Origin of the sequence: Cupriavidus gilardii, assembly GCF_013314895.1 — a bacterium.
GTDB classification, from domain to species: domain Bacteria; phylum Pseudomonadota; class Gammaproteobacteria; order Burkholderiales; family Burkholderiaceae; genus Cupriavidus; species Cupriavidus gilardii_C.
This window is the reverse complement of the sequence record NZ_JABTYE010000024.1, coordinates 1-17,388: the sequence shown is the minus strand read 5'-3', so window position 1 is coordinate 17,388 and position 17,388 is coordinate 1. Positions and strand designations below refer to the sequence as shown.

12 protein-coding genes are annotated in these 17,388 nt (G+C 68.1%); 11 read left to right on the top strand and 1 reads right to left on the bottom strand.

The features are described 5' to 3' along the window. The first annotated feature begins 303 nt into the window (after nt 1-303). A complete protein-coding gene (locus tag HTY53_RS20305) occupies nt 304-2,034 on the top strand; it encodes a hypothetical protein (RefSeq protein WP_174108368.1) in 1,731 nt (576 codons plus the stop codon). A 1-nt stretch (nt 2,035) separates the two neighbouring features. Here HTY53_RS20305 and HTY53_RS20300 read toward each other — a convergent pair whose 3' ends face one another. Continuing rightward, the gene (locus HTY53_RS20300) at nt 2,036-5,470 is read right to left on the bottom strand and encodes a diguanylate cyclase (protein WP_174108367.1); all 3,435 of its coding nucleotides are present in this window, start codon (nt 5,468-5,470) and stop codon (nt 2,036-2,038) included. A gap of 420 nt (nt 5,471-5,890) precedes the next feature. Here HTY53_RS20300 and HTY53_RS20295 point away from each other — a divergent pair, with 420 nt between their 5' ends. The 10 genes from HTY53_RS20295 (at nt 5,891) to groL (ending at nt 17,217) form a co-directional block, all read left to right on the top strand. Further along, entirely contained in the window at nt 5,891-6,301 is a 411-nt protein-coding gene (locus HTY53_RS20295) for a hypothetical protein (protein ID WP_174108366.1), read from the top strand. 325 nt (nt 6,302-6,626) lie between these two features. Then, the gene (locus tag HTY53_RS20290; protein WP_174108365.1) at nt 6,627-7,085 is read left to right on the top strand and encodes a (2Fe-2S)-binding protein; all 459 of its coding nucleotides are present in this window, start codon (nt 6,627-6,629) and stop codon (nt 7,083-7,085) included. Nucleotides 7,086-7,104: 19 nt separating this feature from the next. Then, nucleotides 7,105-9,399, top strand: a complete 2,295-nt coding sequence (locus HTY53_RS20285; RefSeq protein ID WP_438820976.1) for a molybdopterin cofactor-binding domain-containing protein — start codon at nt 7,105-7,107, stop codon at nt 9,397-9,399. A gap of 131 nt (nt 9,400-9,530) precedes the next feature. Beyond that, nucleotides 9,531-9,821, top strand: coding sequence for an ArsR family transcriptional regulator (locus tag HTY53_RS20280; protein WP_174108364.1), 291 nt, complete (start codon nt 9,531-9,533; stop codon nt 9,819-9,821). A 243-nt stretch (nt 9,822-10,064) separates the two neighbouring features. Then, nucleotides 10,065-11,675: an alpha-amylase family glycosyl hydrolase gene (locus tag HTY53_RS20275; protein ID WP_174108363.1), complete on the top strand. Its 1,611-nt coding sequence runs from the start codon at nt 10,065-10,067 to the stop codon at nt 11,673-11,675. 141 nt (nt 11,676-11,816) lie between these two features. Continuing rightward, entirely contained in the window at nt 11,817-13,442 is a 1,626-nt protein-coding gene (locus HTY53_RS20270) for an alpha-amylase family protein (RefSeq protein ID WP_174108362.1), read from the top strand. A 22-nt stretch (nt 13,443-13,464) separates the two neighbouring features. Beyond that, a complete protein-coding gene (locus HTY53_RS20265; protein ID WP_174108361.1) occupies nt 13,465-13,851 on the top strand; it encodes a sensory rhodopsin transducer in 387 nt (128 codons plus the stop codon). Nucleotides 13,852-13,894: 43 nt separating this feature from the next. Beyond that, on the top strand, nt 13,895-14,872 hold the full coding sequence (locus HTY53_RS20260; protein WP_174108360.1) for a TIGR03885 family FMN-dependent LLM class oxidoreductase: 978 nt from the start codon (nt 13,895-13,897) through the stop codon (nt 14,870-14,872). Between the two features lie 302 nt (nt 14,873-15,174). Then, nucleotides 15,175-15,465, top strand: coding sequence for a co-chaperone GroES (gene groES, locus HTY53_RS20255; protein WP_149316897.1), 291 nt, complete (start codon nt 15,175-15,177; stop codon nt 15,463-15,465). 108 nt (nt 15,466-15,573) lie between these two features. Beyond that, nucleotides 15,574-17,217: a chaperonin GroEL gene (gene groL / locus HTY53_RS20250; RefSeq protein WP_174108359.1), complete on the top strand. Its 1,644-nt coding sequence runs from the start codon at nt 15,574-15,576 to the stop codon at nt 17,215-17,217. Nucleotides 17,218-17,388 lie beyond the last annotated feature (171 nt).

Below are 17,388 nucleotides of genomic sequence, written 5' to 3'. Positions count from 1 at the left end.
CGGATAGCGCGACGCTGTCGGCGTTGCCCCCGGTCGCCATGCCGCGCTCGCGGTCTCTGTGCGTTCACGCACGATGCCTTCCCACCTTTGCGGATCAAGATCAAGGCGAGGTCCTTCCGATTCGCTTGCCCGGAAACTAAAGAAGCACGCATTCCGCGTGACTTTTGCAGTTGCACACGTCGTACATTCCCGCCATCCCGAGTTCGATAGTGCGCCGCACCATACGGTGCGTCGGTCTTGTGTCCGCAGTGTATTTGCGATGTGTCGCCATCTCGCCTGGCGGCCGTTGCGAGGAAGACCATCATGCCCCTGACCGGTTTTGCTTTTGCTTCCCTTCGTATGCCGCAGTCGGCGCCATGGCGGCAGACGCCGCCCCCGGATCCGGCGGCCGGCAAGGTTGGCGCCGGACCCGTTGTGCTGGGCGGCGCCGCGTGCCGCATCGCCGCCGGCAAGGCGACGGCGTCGAGCGGCTGGATTCGCTGCATCGAGTCGCTGCTCTATGGGGCCTGGACCGGAGCGGCCGCGCTTCTGACCGCGGCGCGGTCCGCCCAGTTGCCGTCCATTGCACACGCTGCGTCCCCCGCCGGATGGCTTGCCGCCGCCGGCTCCCGGCTGGCCGAGGCGATGCCCGTGCTGGCGACGGTGGAAATCGCCGTGACCTTCGCGAAATGGGTCCGCGTGGTGCGCAAGCGCGGCGATCTGCAGCAGCGGATCGCGGCGACCGCCGGCAGTCACGGACATTGCGAGGCGGCGCTGCGCCAGCGCCTCGCCTCTCGCATCGAGGCGGCGCTGCCTGCCGAGCGCGCGCAGCGGCGCGAGCAGCGGCAAGCCATGCGAAACAACGGCAGCCTCGATGCCTTTCTCGCGCACCGCCACGCGCGCGCCGAGTATCGCGACAGCGAGGGCAAGCGCCGGCAGGCGGGGATTGCCCTGGCGCGCGATACGGTGGTGCAGGGCGCGGTGGTGGGCGCCGGCGCGGCGCAGATCCTCTGCCGCTTCCTGCCGACGGTGGCCATGGCACTGCCAGGGGTCGGTATCGCCGGTTGCGTGACGTCGGTGGCGATGTCCCTGAGCCAGATCGTCACCGGCATCGTGCAGCGGCACGACGCACGCAAGGAAAGTGCGCTATGGCAACGCCGCAGCGAAGCGCTGCGCCGCTCGCCGCTGGCCACCGCGCTTGCCGGGCTGGAGAAGCACGGCGCGGCGGGCACCGTCTGCGCGGCAGCAGCGTTGTCGACGCGCCAGCAGGGGATCGTCGGCGGCGCCGACGACGCGAAGACGCGGCAACTGACGGCCTTCTATCGCAACGTGCTGCAGCACTGCGACGACAAGGTGAGCGCCGCCCGGCAATCGGCCAAGGAGGACGCCCGCAACGCCGAGCTGCGCATCGCCTACGGCTCCGGCACGCTTGGGGTCAACGGCGCCATGCTCGGCTTGACGGTCGCCGCGCTGACCACGGTGACGGCCGCGACGGCCGGGATGGGCCTGATGGTGGCCGGCGGCGTATTGGGCGCGTGCTGGCTGGGGTTCGCGATCTACAAGATGGTGAAGTGGTGGCGGGGCCGACGGGAGGCGCGAGCGGCCGCGCAGACCGCCCGGCAGGCGCTCGAGACCCTGACTGCGCAAGGTGCCGGGCCCGGCAAGACCGTCGCCGAGGCGTGCGCGGGTGTCGATGCCGGCAAGGCCGACACGAACAGTCATCTGATTGCGACCCGCGTGATCGAACATCTGCAGGCGCGCGGCTCCGCACAGGCGTTGGCCGAGCGGACCATGGCACGCGCGCTGATGCGCGCGCTGGGCGCCGATGCCGAGGTGATCGCGGGGATCGAGGCTGCGCAAACACCCAAGCAATGCCGGCTGGCCTTGAAGGTGGTGCTGCGCTACCTCGATGGCCGCTGCATCGATCCTGACCGCCAGCAACTGGGCTCGTGCGCGAGCGAGGCCGACGGCGCGTCGAACGGCACGGTGCCGGCAAAGCAGGACGCCCGCACGCCGCTGCTGGCCGGCATGGCCGACGGCGCCGGCGCCGGCTGACTTACCGACCCGGGCGCTGCGCCGCCTCGCCTTGCACGGCGGCACAGCGCGCCAGGTAATCCTCCAGCGGCATCGGGCGGCCGATCGCATAGCCCTGCGCATAGTCGACGCCGATTTCGCGCAGCACGTCGAGCGTGGCTTCGTCCTCCACCGATTCGGCCACGGTGCGGATGCCGAGCCGGTGGCCGATGTCGTTGATCGAACTGACGATTTCGCGATCGACGGCACTGGCGGCCAGATGCCGGATGAAGCTGCCGTCGATCTTCAGATAGTCGACCGGGAACTGCTTCAGATAGGCGAACGACGACAGGCCGGCGCCGAAGTCGTCCAGCGCCATGGTGCAGCCGGCCTTGCGCATGTCGGCGACCAGCCGGTTGGCCGCGGCCATGTTGTTGATCAGCGCTGTTTCGGTGATCTCCAGGCGGATGCGGCTGGCCGGCAGCACCGAGTTCGACAGCTGGGCATGCAGGAAGGGCAGCAGGAAGGGCTCGCCCAGCGAATTGGCGGACAGGTTGATCGACACCGACAACCCGGGCACCGCCAGCAGCCGTGCGCCGAAATCGCGCAGCACATGCTGGATGACCCAGCGGTCGACATGGCCCATCAGGTCGTAGCGTTCGGCCGCCGGAATGAAGGCGCCGGGCATCACCAGGCTGCCTTGCTCGTCGACCATGCGCACCAGGATCTCGATATGGGTCGCGGGCGGAGAAGACGGCAAGGTAGCAGGCGTGGACGACGGCGACGAAGGCTCCGGGGCCAGCGCGCGGATCTCCTGCGCGAACAGCCGGAAGCGGTTGGCCTCGAGCGCCGAATGGATGCCCGCCGCGACCTGCAGCTCGCGATGATGGCGGCGCGCATCGCTCTCGTCGCGGCGATAGACCGAGACGCGATTGCGGCCCGCCGCCTTGGCGGCGTAGCACGCCACGTCGGCGCGGCTCATCAGCTCGCCCAGCGGCGGCGCCTCGCTGTCGATCGCGGTGATGCCCACGCTGGCGCCCACATCGTAGACGCGGCCTTCCCAGGGGAAGCGCCGGGCGCGGATCGCGTCGATGACCTTCAGGCAGACGCGCTCGCCCTGGTCCACCGAACAATTGCGCAGCAGCAGCGCGAATTCGTCGCCGCCCAGGCGCGCAAGCAGATCGCCCGCCCGCACCTGGCTGCGAATCACGTGGCCGAGCTCGCGCAACAGCACGTCGCCGGCGGCGTGCCCGGCGGTATCGTTGACGATCTTGAAGCGGTCCAGGTCGATGAAGCACAGCGCATGGTGCTGATCGAACTCGCGCGCCGACTCGCAGGCTTCGCGCAGCCGCTGCTCGAACCAGATGCGGTTGGGCAGTCCGGTCAGCGCATCGTGCATCGCCGAATGCGCCAGCTTGCGCTGCAGCGCGCGCGCTGCGGTGATGTCCTGGAACACCAGCACCGCGCCGATCACGTCGCCGCGCGGCGTCAGCACCGGCGCGGCCGAGTCCTGCACGTCGTGGCGCTCGCCATGGCGGCCGAGCAGCACCGCGCCGTCTTCGAGGTAGACCGGCCGCAGCGTCTGCAGGCATTTGGCGACCGGGCAGGGAATCGGCTGGCCGGTGGTCTCGTCGACCACGTGAAAGACCGTGGCCAGAGGCCGCCCATCGGCCTCGGCCATGGTCCAGCCGGTCAGCTGTTCGGCGATCGGATTGATGAAGGTGATGCGCAGCGAGGCGTCGGTGCAGATCACCGCGTCGCCGATCGATCGCAGCGTGATATGCAGACGCTCCTTCTCTTCGAACAGGGCCTCGGTCAGCCGATGGTGCTCGGTGATGTCCCAGTTGGTGCCGACCATCGACAGCGCCGTGCCGTCGTCGGCGCGCGACACCGTCGCCATCGCGCGGATATGCCGCACCTCGCCATCGGGCCGCAGAATCCGGTACTCGGTATCGAAGGGCCGCGTGCCCTTGACCGCCTGGCGCATCTCGTGACGGGCGCGCGCGACGTCGTCGGGATGCACCATCGCGATCCAGCCGTCGAGGTCCGGCGCGCCGTCGTCGGCCGCGGTGCCGTGCAGCGCGTGCATGCGGTGGTCCCACGACAGCGTGCCGGCGGCGATGTCCCATTCCCAGATGCCGACGCGGCCGGCCTCGATCGCCAGCTCGGTGCGCCGCGACAGCGCCTGCAGTTGCTGCTGGGCGATCTTGTGTTCGTGGATGTCCTCGATTTGCGCGATGAAATGCAGCGGCGCCCCGTCGGCTTCGTCGCGCACCAGCGAAACCGCCAGCAGCGTCCAGATATCGCGGCCGTCCTTGCGCCGATAGCGCTTCTCCATCCGGTAGCTGTCGATCTCGCCGGCAACCAGCCGTTCGAGCTGCCGCAGATCGGCGCCCAGGTCGTCGGCATGCGTGATTTGCTGGAACGGAATGCGGCTCAGCTCGGCGGCGCTGTAGCCGAGCAGCTCGCACAGCGCGCGGTTGACCTGCTGCCAGCGGCCATCGAGGCTGACCAGCGCCATGCCGATCGCCGAATGCTGCATCGCCTGCCGGAAGCGCCGTTCGCTGCCGCGCAGCTCGCTGCGGTCGCGCCGATTCTGTTCGCTGAGGTAGGCGATGCATACCGGGAACACCAGGATCAGGCTGGTCGACAGCTTCATCGCGTGCGTCAGGAAGGCCGGCGCATCGATCAGGCCGGCCTGTGCCGCGGCCAGCCCCAGCATCACCGTGACCAGCATCGACAGCAGCGTCAGCAGCGAGGTGGCGAAGGGATTGGTGAACAGCGCGGCGACCACCAGCGGCAGCGACAGCGCGCCGAAGGGGTCGTGCGTCTGCAGCACCGACACGCCTCCCACCGCGGTGGTCAACAGCAGCAGCCCGACCACGCGCGGCAGACGCGTGCGGCGGAAGGTATCGCGCAACCGCTCGCGCGAGTAGGTGACCGACAGCGGCACCAGCATCAGCATGCCGATCGCGTCGGCGCTCCACCAGGTCGACCAGATGTGGCCCAGCGGCCCGCCATACGCGCTCGAAATCGCCACGGCGCCGACGGTGGCGCCGATCATCGGCGCGAGCGTGCAGGTCGCGCCCATCATCAGCGCGAAGCGCGCCAGCGGCACCGCGCTGGCCCGGCCGACGCCGCCGCTGATGGCCGGCGCCAGCCACGTCGCGAACACGATCTCCGCGACATTGGAAGCGGCCAGCACCAGCGCCAGCCACCAGGGATCGCCGAACATCGCATTGGCGGCAACGCCCGCTACCAGCATGCCGGCCAGCATCCAGACGCGCTCGCGCGGCGGCTGATGCAGCGTCACGCCGGCGCCGAACGCGGTGGCCAGCCAGACGATGGCGGCGTTGCCGGGATAGCGCGTCAGCGCGATGCCTGCGATCGCCAGCAGGAAGAACAGCGCCGCGGCAAGCAAGACGCGCTGCCAGCGGGGCAGGACGGGCAGGGACGGAGCTTCCGGATCGGACGTCATGGGTACGTGTGGTGGCGCATGGCGTGGTGCCGGCGGTGCGGGAACGCGGAGCGGGGCAAGGTCGGGGGCAAAGTGTGCGGCAAACAGTGCCCCCTGCCATGCGGCGCCGTGCCGGGCAGGGCAGCGAGGGGCCATGCCGGACGCGGGTCCGGCAGCATCGGGCGACTATAGCGTCAGGCCGATGTCGGTCAGGCGCCGATCAGGCGCGAAGTCGGGCCGTATTTGGGGATGGCGTTGGGCGGCGTTTTGAGGTAGGGGCGGGAGGCAGGGGGCAAAGGCAGCGAGCAAAGGCCGGAGGGCGGTATGGCGGCGATTACCTCGCAGGTCATCGCATTTCGCGCGGGCGTTGACGATGATGGAGCCATCGCAACCGCTTTCCCTGATTCCTTCCCCTTTCCTTTACCCCTACGGAGACCGACCATGCAAACCGTCCAACCGACCCGCCTGCTGCGCCATGTCCTGCTCGCCGACGCCATTGTCAGCGGCCTGATGGGCCTGCTGATGGTGTTCGACGCCGCCGTGCTGTCGAACTGGTTCGCCATTCCGGCGCCCTGGCTGCGTTACGCCGGACTGGTGCTGCTGCCCTACGCCGCCATCGTCGGCTTCCTGTCGACCCGCTCGCCGATGCCGCGCGCGGTGGTGATGGCCGTGATCGTCTGCAACGCGCTGTGGGCCGTCGACTGCATGCTGCTGCTGGGCACCGGCTGGCTGTCGCCGACCTGGCTGGGCAGCGCCTTCGTGCTGCTGCAGGCCTGGGGCGTGCTGCTGTTTGCCTGCCTGCAGTGGGTGGGCCTGCGCCGCTCGCCGACGCAGCGCAACGCGATGGCCTGAACACCGCCCGTCGGCCCCACGCAGACCGCCCGCCCATGCGGGCGGTTTTTTCGTCTGTCGTTCGTCGCAACGTCGCTTTCGGTCCCGATCTCACCCAATCTCGCCCACTCGCCCAATCTCGCCCAATCTCACCCAATCTCGCCCAATCTGACACCAGCCTGTCATCAACCTTGCACGCCGCTGACAGCGTCGATCCCGGCCATAACAAGCGCGCGACTTTGCACTATGCTTGCGTCGTTTTCGCGCGTCACGACATTCCGCCCTCTGTCGCCGCGCGCGCGGTTGGTGGTCCGATCCGGGGGCGGCACGACAAGGAACGATCCCCATGACGACGCTGGAAATCAACGGCAAGCCGATGCAGGTCGATGCCGATCCGAGCACGCCGCTGCTGTGGGCGCTGCGCGATCAGCTGCAGATGACCGGCACCAAGTTCGGCTGCGGCATTGCGGCTTGCGGCGCCTGCACGGTCCACTTGAACGGGCAGCCGATCCGCGCCTGCGTGACGCCGATCTCCGCGCTGCAGGGCGCGCGTATCACCACGATCGAGGGCGCCGGCACCGACAAGGTCGGCCGCGCGGTGCTCGATGCCTGGGTCAGGAACGATGTGTCGCAGTGCGGCTATTGCCAGAACGGACAGGTGATGAGCGCGATCGGGCTGCTGCGCAACAAGCGCAAGCCGACAGATGCCGATATCGACCAGGCGATGGCCGGCAATCTGTGCCGCTGCGGCACCTATCAGCGTATCCGCGCCGCCATCAAGGACGCCGCCCGCACGCTGGGCTGATCGAGTCCGGGGAGACACCATGCAAATGCAACGACTTGGGGCGCGGCTTGCCGCGCTATCCGGCGGCGCCGCCGATCGGGGCCATGACGGCCATGACGGCCATGATGACCATGACGGCCATGACGCGCCGCGCGCCGGGATCGACCGGCGCACGTTTCTGAAGCTGACCGGCATGGCCGGCGGCGGACTGGCGCTGGGCATCGCACCGCTGAGCGCGGCGGCGGCCGAAGAAGCCGCGGCGCCTGTGGCAAAGGGTCCGGCCGCCGCGCCGCAGGCCTTTATCGTGATCGCGCCGGACAACACCGTGACCATCGCGGTCAACCGGCTCGAGTTCGGCCAGGGGGTGCACACCGCCTTGCCGATGGCGCTGGCCGAGGAGCTCGATGTCGACTGGCGCAATGTGCGCGCAGTGCTGGCGCCGGCCGGCGATCCGTACAAGGATCCGGCGATGGGAATTCAGATGACCGGCGGCTCGACCGCGGTCAAGCATTCGTACCAGCAGTATCGGGAGCTGGGTGCCCGGGCCCGCGCGATGCTGGTGGCCGCCGCGGCGCAGCGGTGGCAGGTCGATCCGTCGGCGTGCACCACCGCGCAAGGTGTGGTCACCGCCGGCAATCGCCGCGCGACCTATGGCGAGCTGGCGCCGGCCGCGATGGAGATGCCGGTGCCGCAGCAGGTCACGCTGAAGGATCCGTCGCGCTTCACGCTGATCGGCAAGCCGACGCCGCGGCTGGACACGCGCGGCAAGCTCGACGGTTCGGTCGGCTTCGGCATCGATACGCAACTCGACAACCTGATGGTCGCCGTGGTCGCGCGGCCGCCGCGCTTCGGCGGCAAGGTGCGCCGCTTCAATGCCGACGCGGCGCGTGCGGTCAAGGGCGTGGTCGAGGTGCTGGAGGTGCCGACCGATGGCGGCGGCACCGGCGTCGCCGTGGTCGCCAATGGCTACTGGCCGGCCAGGCAGGGGCGCGATGCGCTGCAGGTCGAATGGGACGACAGCGGCTCGACGGTTTCGAGTGCGGCGCTGTACGAGGAATACGCGAAGCTGGCGCGCCAACCCGGCAAGACGCCGCGCGCCGATGCCTTCGACCTCGGCGGGGCCGCGCGCACTGTCGAGGCGGAGTACCGCTTCCCGTATCTGGCGCACGCGCCGATGGAACCGCTGAACTGCACGATGCAGGCCGAGGTGGCCGACGGCAAGCCGGCCCGCGTCAAGGTCTGGGCCGGCACGCAGTTCCAGACCGTCGACCACGGGGCGCTGGCCAGGACTTTCGGCCTGCCGCCCGAGCAGATCTCGATCGTGACGATGATGGCCGGCGGCGGCTTCGGCCGTCGTGCGGTGCCGAGCGCGGACTATCTGGTCGAGGCCGCACAGGTGATGCGCGCCTGGGTCGCCAAGGGCCATCGCGAGCCGGTCAAGGTCATCTGGAGCCGCGAGGACGATATCCGCGGCGGCTACTACCGGCCGCTGCATCTGCACCACGCCCGCATCGGCGTCGATGCGCGGGGCAAGGTGCTGGGCTGGGAGCACGCCATCGTCGGCCAGTCGCTGGTGATGGGCTCGCCGTTCGAGGCCTTCCTGGTCAAGGACGGCGTCGACCACACCATGACCGAAGGCATCGTCGACCACGACTATGGCTTCCCGCTGCGGCTGTCGGTGCATCACCCGAAGGTGCAGGTGCCGGTGCTGTGGTGGCGCTCGGTGGGCCATACGCACACCGCGTTCGTCAAGGAGACGCTGATCGACGAGCTGGCGACGGTGGCCAGGCAGGACCCGGTCGCGTACCGGCTCGCGCAGCTCGATCCGGTCAAGGGCGCGCGCCAGCGCGCGGCGCTGCAGCTGGCGGTAGAGAAGTCCGGCTACGGCAAGCGCAAGCTGCCGGCGGGCCGCGCCTGGGGTGTCGCGGTACACCAGTCGTTCGATTCTGCGGTGGCCTATGTGGTCGAGGTCTCGCTGCAGAACGGGCAGCCGCACGTGCACCGCGTGACCGCCGGCGTGCATGCCAATCGCGTGGTCAATCCGCTGTCGGCGCGCGCGCAGATCGAGGGAGGCTGCGTGTTTGGCCTGGCGATGATCCGGCCGGGGTTTGCCATCGAGATCGAGAACGGCGCGGTCAAGAACAGCAACTTCGGCGACTTCCCGCCGGTGCGCATCAACGACGCGCCGCCGGTCGAGGTGCACTTCGTGCCGTCCGAGGATCCGCCGACCGGGCTTGGCGAGCCTGGCGTACCGGTGATTGCGCCGGCGGTCGCCAACGCGGTGTTCAAGCTGACCGGCAAGCGGCAGCGGCAGCTGCCGTTCGTGATGGCGTAGGCGACGGCAGCAGCGTCGGTCGCCAGACCGCCACGTCGTCCCTGCGCATGCGGGGACGACGAATTTGTCCTGCGTGTGTCATCCCCCGAACGCGGCTTGCCAATGTGTGATGTGGCGCCTAATGTACGGACATGGACCCGAAGCAGGAAGCCACGTTGAGCTATGCCTTGCTGACCGATCCGGCGCGCGCCGACATCTGCCGCGCGCTGCTGGAGGCCGGCGACGTCTGCGTGCCGGCGGCCGACCTGGCCGCCGCCGCGGGTCTGACGCTGCGCCGGGCGGGGCGGATCTTCCAGGAGCTGCTGCAGGCCGACATCGTGGCCCTGACGGTCCAGGACAGGCAGGTCTGCTACAGCCTGAAGGCACGCCGCGAAATTCGGCAGGCACTGGGCTATATCGAGGATTCGGGCCTGTTGTCCTAGCCGCGGCCTGCTGTCCTGGCCCTTCGCACCGGCGGCCTCCCTTCTGCGGCATTCCTGCCGCTCGCCAACCCGTCACGCCGGACCCCATCGGAAAAAATTACCGCGGGCGCGCAGGATTTGCCCATCCTGGTCCGCTGTCCCCGTGCCTGTATCGGTTCGGTTGGGGACGACACCGAAGACGCTGCCAAACAGGCATGGAAGCTGCATCGACGCCGGGACGACATCCGCGACCGCAGCGAACCCATGAATGTGAACGTCCGTACCACCGCCCCCGCCGAGGCCCGACCTGGCCCGCCGCCCGACCCCTCGCAGACCGTCGAAGCGACGCGCGACACCTCGCTCTGGTGGAAGAGCGCCGTGGTCTACCAGATCTACCCGCGCTCCTTCGCCGATGCGAATGGCGACGGCGTCGGCGATCTGGCCGGCATCATCGAGCGGCTCGACCATGTGCGCGCGCTGGGCGCCGACACGATCTGGATCTCGCCGATCTATCGCTCGCCGATGGCCGATGCGGGCTACGACATCAGCGACTATTGCGATGTCGATCCGGTGTTCGGCTCGCTGGCCGATGCCGACCGGCTGATCGGCGAGGCGCATGCGCGCGGCCTGCGCGTGCTGCTCGATTTCGTGCCGAACCACACGTCGGACCAGCATCCGTGGTTCATCGAATCGCGTTCGTCGCGCGACAACCCGAAGCGCGACTGGTACATCTGGCGCGACCAGCCAAACGATTGGCGCGCGGCGCTCGGCGCCGGCAGCGCCTGGACCTGGGACGAGGCCACCGGCCAGTACTACCTGCATCTGTTCCTGCCGCAGCAGCCGGACCTGAACTGGCGCAATCCCGAGGTCGTGCAGGCCATGCACGGCGTGCTGCGCTTCTGGCTCGATCGCGGCGTCGACGGCTTTCGCATCGACGTCGCGCATTGCACCGGCAAGGACCCGACCTTCGCCGATCATCCGCGCTGCCTGGCCGGCGAACCGCTGGCCGACTTCAACGACGACCCGTACAGCCACGAGGTGCTGCGCGGCATCCGCAAGCTGGTCGACAGCTATCCGGGCGACCGTGTGCTGGTCGGCGAGGTCAATATCCGCTCGACCGCCACCGTGGTGCAGTACTACGGCGCCGGCGACGAACTCCATATGTCGTTCAATTTCCCGCCGCTCGATGCGCCGTGGGACCCGGTGGTGTTCCGCACCTGCATCCGCGAGGTCGATGCGCTGCTGCAGCCGGCGCAGGCATGGCCGACCTGGGTGCTGTCCAATCACGACAACGAGCGGCATCGCACGCGCTACGGCGGCTCCATGCGTCGGGCGCGCGCCGCCGCGGTGATGCTGCTGACGCTGCGCGGCACGCCGTTCATCTTTCAGGGCGAGGAACTGGGACTGGAGGACGTGGCCGTCGCGCCGGGCCAACGGGTCGACCCGGGCGGACGCGACGGCCCGCGCGGACCGATCCCGTGGGACTTTGCGCCCCCGCATGGCTGGCGCGGGGCGCGCACCTGGCTGCCGTTCCCGCCCGAGGCGGCCACGTTATCGGTGCAATCGCAATGGTCGCAGCCCTCGTCGATGCTGCATCTGTACCGCAACCTGATCGCCGCGCGCCGCGCCAGTTTGGCGCTGCGCCTGGGCAACAGGGAAGAACTGCCGTCGCCTCCCGAGGTGCTCGCCTATCGCCGCCGGCATGGCGCAGACGAGCGCGTGGTCTGCATCAACTTCGCCGAGCGGCCGCTGCCGCTCGATGTCGAGGGCGACTGGCGCGTCGCGATCGACAGCCTGCCGGATGGTTCGGACCGCCGGTTCGACGGCATGCTGCAGCCGGAGCAGGGCGTCTTGCTGGAGCCGTTGCGGCCGTAACCGCGGTCGAAACGAGGTCGAAACCGAGGTCGAAACCGAGGTCGGAACCGAGATGGGCGGTGCGCACGGTCCCGGCGGCTGTCGTTTCAGTTTCCGTTTCCGTTGCCGTTGTCGCTGTTCAATCGTCAGGAAGGAGAGCCCATGCGTTCGCTCTGGTACCGCAATGCGATCGTCTATCAAATCGACGTCGGCATGTTTCGCGACGGCAATAACGACGGATGGGGCGACCTGCAGGGGTTGACGGCGCATCTCGAATACCTGCGCGGGCTCGGCGTGACATGCATCTGGCTCTCGCCGTTCTACCAGTCGCCGTTTCGCGATGGCGGCTATGACATCACCGACCATCTCGCGGTCGATGCGCGCTTCGGCAATCTGGCCGACATGGTCGCGCTGCTTGAGAAAGCCGAGGAACTCGGTATCCGCGTGATGGTGGAACTGGTGGCGCACCACACGTCGGATCAGCATCGCTGGTTCCAGGAGGCGCGGCGCGACCGCAATTCGCCGTATCGGGACTACTACGTCTGGGCCGACGAACCCGAGGAGACCGACGTCAAGCCGATCTTCCCCACCGTCGAGGACAGCGTGTGGACCTGGGACGAGGAAGCGGGGCAGTACTACCGGCACGCCTTCTATTCGCACCAGCCCGATCTCAATATCGCCAATCCCGCCGTGCGCGCCGAGATCGAGGAGATCATGTCGTTCTGGCTGCGGCTGGGGGTATCGGGATTCCGCATCGATGCGGCGGGGCACATGATCGATGGGGCAAAGGAAGCGGACCCGCGCGACGACGGCTTCTGGCTGCTGAACGACCTGCGTGCGTTCGCGACGCTGCGCCGCTCCGACGCGGTGCTGCTCGGCGAGGTCGACGTTCCGGCCGAGGACTACGCGCGCTACTTCGGCAAGGGGCATCGGTTGACGCTGGTGTCGAACTTCTTCCTGAACAACTTCCTGTTCCTGGCGCTGGCGCGCGAACAGGCCGAGCCCATCGAGCGCGCGCTGCGCGAGCAGCCCGATCCGCCGGAGCGCGCGCAATACGCGGTATGGGTGCGCAACCACGACGAGCTCGATCTGGAGCGACTGAGCGAAGCCGAGCGCGAAGAGGTGATGCAGCGCTTTGCTCCCGACGAGGACATGCGCGTCTATAACCGCGGCATCCGCCGCCGGCTGCCGCCGATGCTCGATGGCGACCAGCGCCGCATCGCGCAGGTCCATGCGCTGCTGTTCTCGCTGCCCGGCACGCCGATCCTGCGCTATGGCGAGGAGATCGGCATGGGCGAGGACCTGTCGCTGAAGGAGCGCCATGCGGTACGGACCGCGATGCAGTGGTCCGACGAAATCAATGGCGGCTTCTCGCCCGCCGATCCCGACTCGCTGCCCGTGCCCGTGATCCGCGAGGGCCCGTTCGCCTACGACAAGGTCAATATCTACGACCAATCGCTGCGCGACGATTCGCTGCTGGCCAGGACCGGCAAGATGATCCGCGCGCGCGTCGGCATGCCGGAGATCGGCTATGGCCAATGCACGGTGATGGACGTGGGCTGTCCCTCGGTGCTGGCGCTGCGGCACGAGCTGGACGGGCAGGTGGTCTTCACTTTCGCCAATCTGTCGGGCAAGGACGTCGAGGTGAAGCTGGCCGACGTCGACCTCAGTGAGCTGCGCGACATGCTGGTCGATGGCCCATATCCGCCGCAGGAGCACGCGCATACCCTGAAGCTGCGCGCCTACGGCTATCGCTGGCTGCGGCAGCGGCCGGGCTTTGCGCCCTGAGACCAACGACAAGGAGAACGCGATGGAAGCGATCGGACAACGGCGCTGGGTCATTGCCGAAGGCTATCTGCCGCCGACCGACCCGGCCGCCAGCCGGCAACTGAACAGCCACGAGGCGGCCTGCCTGCTCAATACCGGCGATACCCCGGCCAATGTCACCGTGACGATCTTCTATGCCGACCGCGAGCCCGTCGGCCCGTATCGCGTCACGGTGCCGGCCCGCCGCACGCTGCATCTGCGCTTCAACGATCTGCGCGACCCCGAACCGATCCCCGAGGATACGGATTACGCCAGCGTGTTCGAGTCCGATGTGCCGATCGTCGTCCAGCACACCCGGCTCGATTCGCGCCAGGCCGCGCTGGCGCTGATGACCACGCTCGCCTATCCGGTCCCGGCCGCAGCCGGCTGAGTCCGATGGCTGCGCGCCGATGACAACCCACAAGGAGTCCGCCATGCCCTTGATCGGCTATCACGCCTCGCACGAACAGTTCTCGCCGGGCGACCTGCTGCGCTACGCGCGCGCCGCGCAGCTGGCGGGCTTTACCGCGCTCAGCAGCTCCGACCACTTCCATCCCTGGAGCGAACGGCAAGGGGAGAGCGGCCATTCGTGGTCCTGGCTCGGTGCCGCGATGGCGACCGTCGATCTGCCGGCCGGCGTGGTGGCCTGTCCGTTCGGCCGTTACCACCCGGCCGTGGTCGCGCAGGCGGCGGCGACGCTCGAGGCCATGTTTCCCGGCCGCTTCTGGATCGCGCTGGGCACCGGCGAGGCGCTGAACGAACACATCACAGGGCGGCCCTGGCCGCCCAAGCCGGAGCGCCAGACCATGCTGGCCGAATCGGTGGACGTGATGCGCGCGCTGTGGCGCGGCGAGGAGGTGACGCACCACGGCAGCATCGTGGTCGATCGCGCGCGGCTCTATACCCTGCCGCAGCGTCCGCCGCCGATCTTCGCCGCCGCGCTGACCGAGCAGACCGCGCGCTGGGCGGGGCAGTGGGCCGACGGCCTGATCACGATCTCGGCGCCGCGCGAGACCATGCGCGCGGTGATCGATGCCTTCCGCGAGGGCGGCGGCGAAGCCAAGCCGGTCCATATCCAGGCCAAGATCGCCTACGCCGACCCGACCCAGGGCGACGAGGCGGCGCGCCGCATGGCCTACGAGCAGTGGCGCACCAATGTGTTCGACAGCGAGACCGCGGCAAACCTGGCGACCCCGGCCGAGTTCGATGCCCGCGCCGGCACCGTGTCCCCGGAGGACATCGAGCGCGCGGTCCGGATCTCCTGCGACGCCGCGCAACAGGCCGCCTGGCTGGCCGAGGACCTGGCGATGGGCGCCGACGCGGTCTTCCTGCACAACGTCTGCGGCAACCAGCAGGCCTGGATCGACGCCTGCGCGCAGACGGTGCTGCCGCAGCTCCGGGGCGGGGTCTGAACCCACCGGGCGGCTCCCGGGCCGACATTCGGCTGAAAAATACCGGGCACACAATATAAGAGACAATGCCCGTCCGGCCTTGCCCGGCGCGGGGCCGCGTCGTTTTTCCTTCCTTTATGCGGGTAAACCCGCATTCAGACCTCGTCTTGAAAACCCGAGACCCCGTCCCTATAATTAGCACTCGCCGGGTGCGAGTGCTAACAGCGTGCTGTAGCCTGCATCTGTCGGCCGATTTCAAGGGCCTCCGCACTCCCGCGGTGGCCACTTTGCAAATAAATGCTCACTTGTACTAAGGAGTCCGTATGAATCTGCGTCCTTTGCACGACCGCGTGATCGTCAAGCGTCTGGACAACGAAACCAAGACCGCTTCCGGCATCGTGATTCCCGACAATGCTGCCGAGAAGCCCGATCAGGGTGAAGTGCTGGCCGTCGGCCCGGGCAAGAAGGATGACAAGGGCGCCTCGATCGCCCTCGACGTCAAGGTGGGTGACCGCGTGCTGTTCGGCAAGTACGCCGGCCAGAGCGTGAAGGTGGATGGCCAGGAACTGCTGGTCATGCGCGAAGAAGACATCATGGCGGTCATCAACAAGTGATGTCGCTGTCCGGGCGCCGCGCGTCCGGAACCCCCTGGGCGCCCGGTTCCGCCGCTGCGGCGATCGCGCCCGGGACATTTCCCGTACAGAATTCTGGAGATCTAGAACATGGCAGCTAAAGACGTAGTGTTCGGCGACAGCGCTCGCCACAAGATGGTCGAAGGCGTGAACATCCTGGCCAACGCGGTCAAGGTGACCCTGGGTCCGAAGGGCCGCAACGTGGTGCTCGAGCGCAGCTTCGGCGGCCCGACCGTGACCAAGGACGGTGTGTCGGTCGCCAAGGAAATCGAGCTGAAGGACAAGCTGCAGAACATGGGCGCCCAGATGGTCAAGGAAGTCGCTTCCAAGACCAGCGACAACGCCGGCGACGGTACCACCACCGCGACCGTGCTGGCCCAGTCGATCGTGCGCGAAGGCATGAAGTACGTTGCCGCCGGCATGAACCCGATGGATCTGAAGCGCGGCATCGACAAGGCCGTTGGCGCCGCCGTCGAAGAGCTCAAGAAGCTGAGCAAGCCGACCACCACCAGCAAGGAAATCGCCCAGGTTGGCGCGATCTCGGCCAACAGCGATGAAGTGATCGGCAAGCTGATCGCCGAAGCGATGGACAAGGTCGGCAAGGAAGGCGTGATCACCGTCGAAGACGGCAAGTCGCTGGCCGACGAGCTGGAAGTCGTCGAGGGCATGCAGTTCGACCGCGGCTACCTGTCGCCGTACTTCATCAACAACCCGGACAAGCAAGTCGTCCAGCTCGACAACCCGTTCGTGCTGCTGTTCGACAAGAAGATCTCGAACATCCGCGATCTGCTGCCGGTGCTGGAGCAAGTAGCCAAGTCGAGCCGTCCGCTGCTGATCATCGCCGAAGACGTCGAAGGCGAAGCGCTGGCGACCCTGGTGGTCAACAACATCCGTGGCATCCTGAAGACCGCCGCCGTCAAGGCACCTGGCTTCGGCGACCGCCGCAAGGCCATGCTGGAAGACATCGCCATCCTGACCGGCGGTACCGTGATCGCCGAGGAAGTCGGCCTGACGCTGGAAAAGGCCACGCTGCAAGACCTGGGTCAAGCCAAGCGTGTCGAGATCGGCAAGGAAAACACCATCATCATCGACGGTGCCGGTGACGCCGCCGCGATCGAAGGCCGTGTCAAGCAGATCCGTGCCCAGATCGAGGAAGCGACCTCGGACTACGACCGCGAGAAGCTGCAAGAGCGCGTGGCCAAGCTGGCCGGCGGTGTTGCGGTGATCAAGGTCGGCGCCGCCACCGAAGTCGAAATGAAGGAAAAGAAGGCACGCGTGGAAGACGCGCTGCACGCCACCCGCGCTGCCGTTGAAGAAGGCATCGTCCCCGGCGGCGGCGTGGCCCTGCTGCGCGCCCGCGCTGCGATCTCGAGCCTGACCGGCGAGAACCCCGACCAGAACGCCGGCATCAAGATCGTGCTGCGCGCGATGGAAGAGCCGCTGCGCCAGATCGTACTGAACGCCGGCGAGGAAGCCTCTGTCGTCGTGGCCAAGGTCATCGAAGGCAACGGCAACTTCGGCTACAACGCCGCCAGCGGCGAGTACGGCGATCTGGTCGAGATGGGCGTGCTGGATCCGACCAAGGTGACCCGCACCGCGCTGCAAAACGCCGCTTCGGTCGCGTCGCTGATGCTGACCACCGACTGCGCGATCGCCGAAACGCCGAAGGAAGACTCGGCGCCGGCAATGCCGGGCGGTATGGGCGGCATGGGCGGCATGGACGGCATGATGTAATCACGCCGGCCGTCGGCTTCGGCCGACAGCCCAGACTGCTCGCTTCAGTCGAAAACCCCACGGGTGCAAGCCCGTGGGGTTTTTTTGTTTTGGGTGACCCGTCCTGAATACGGTTGACACTTTTCCTGCCGAGATTGGGAGAGTGCTGTGGAGAGGGAACGGAAGCGAACG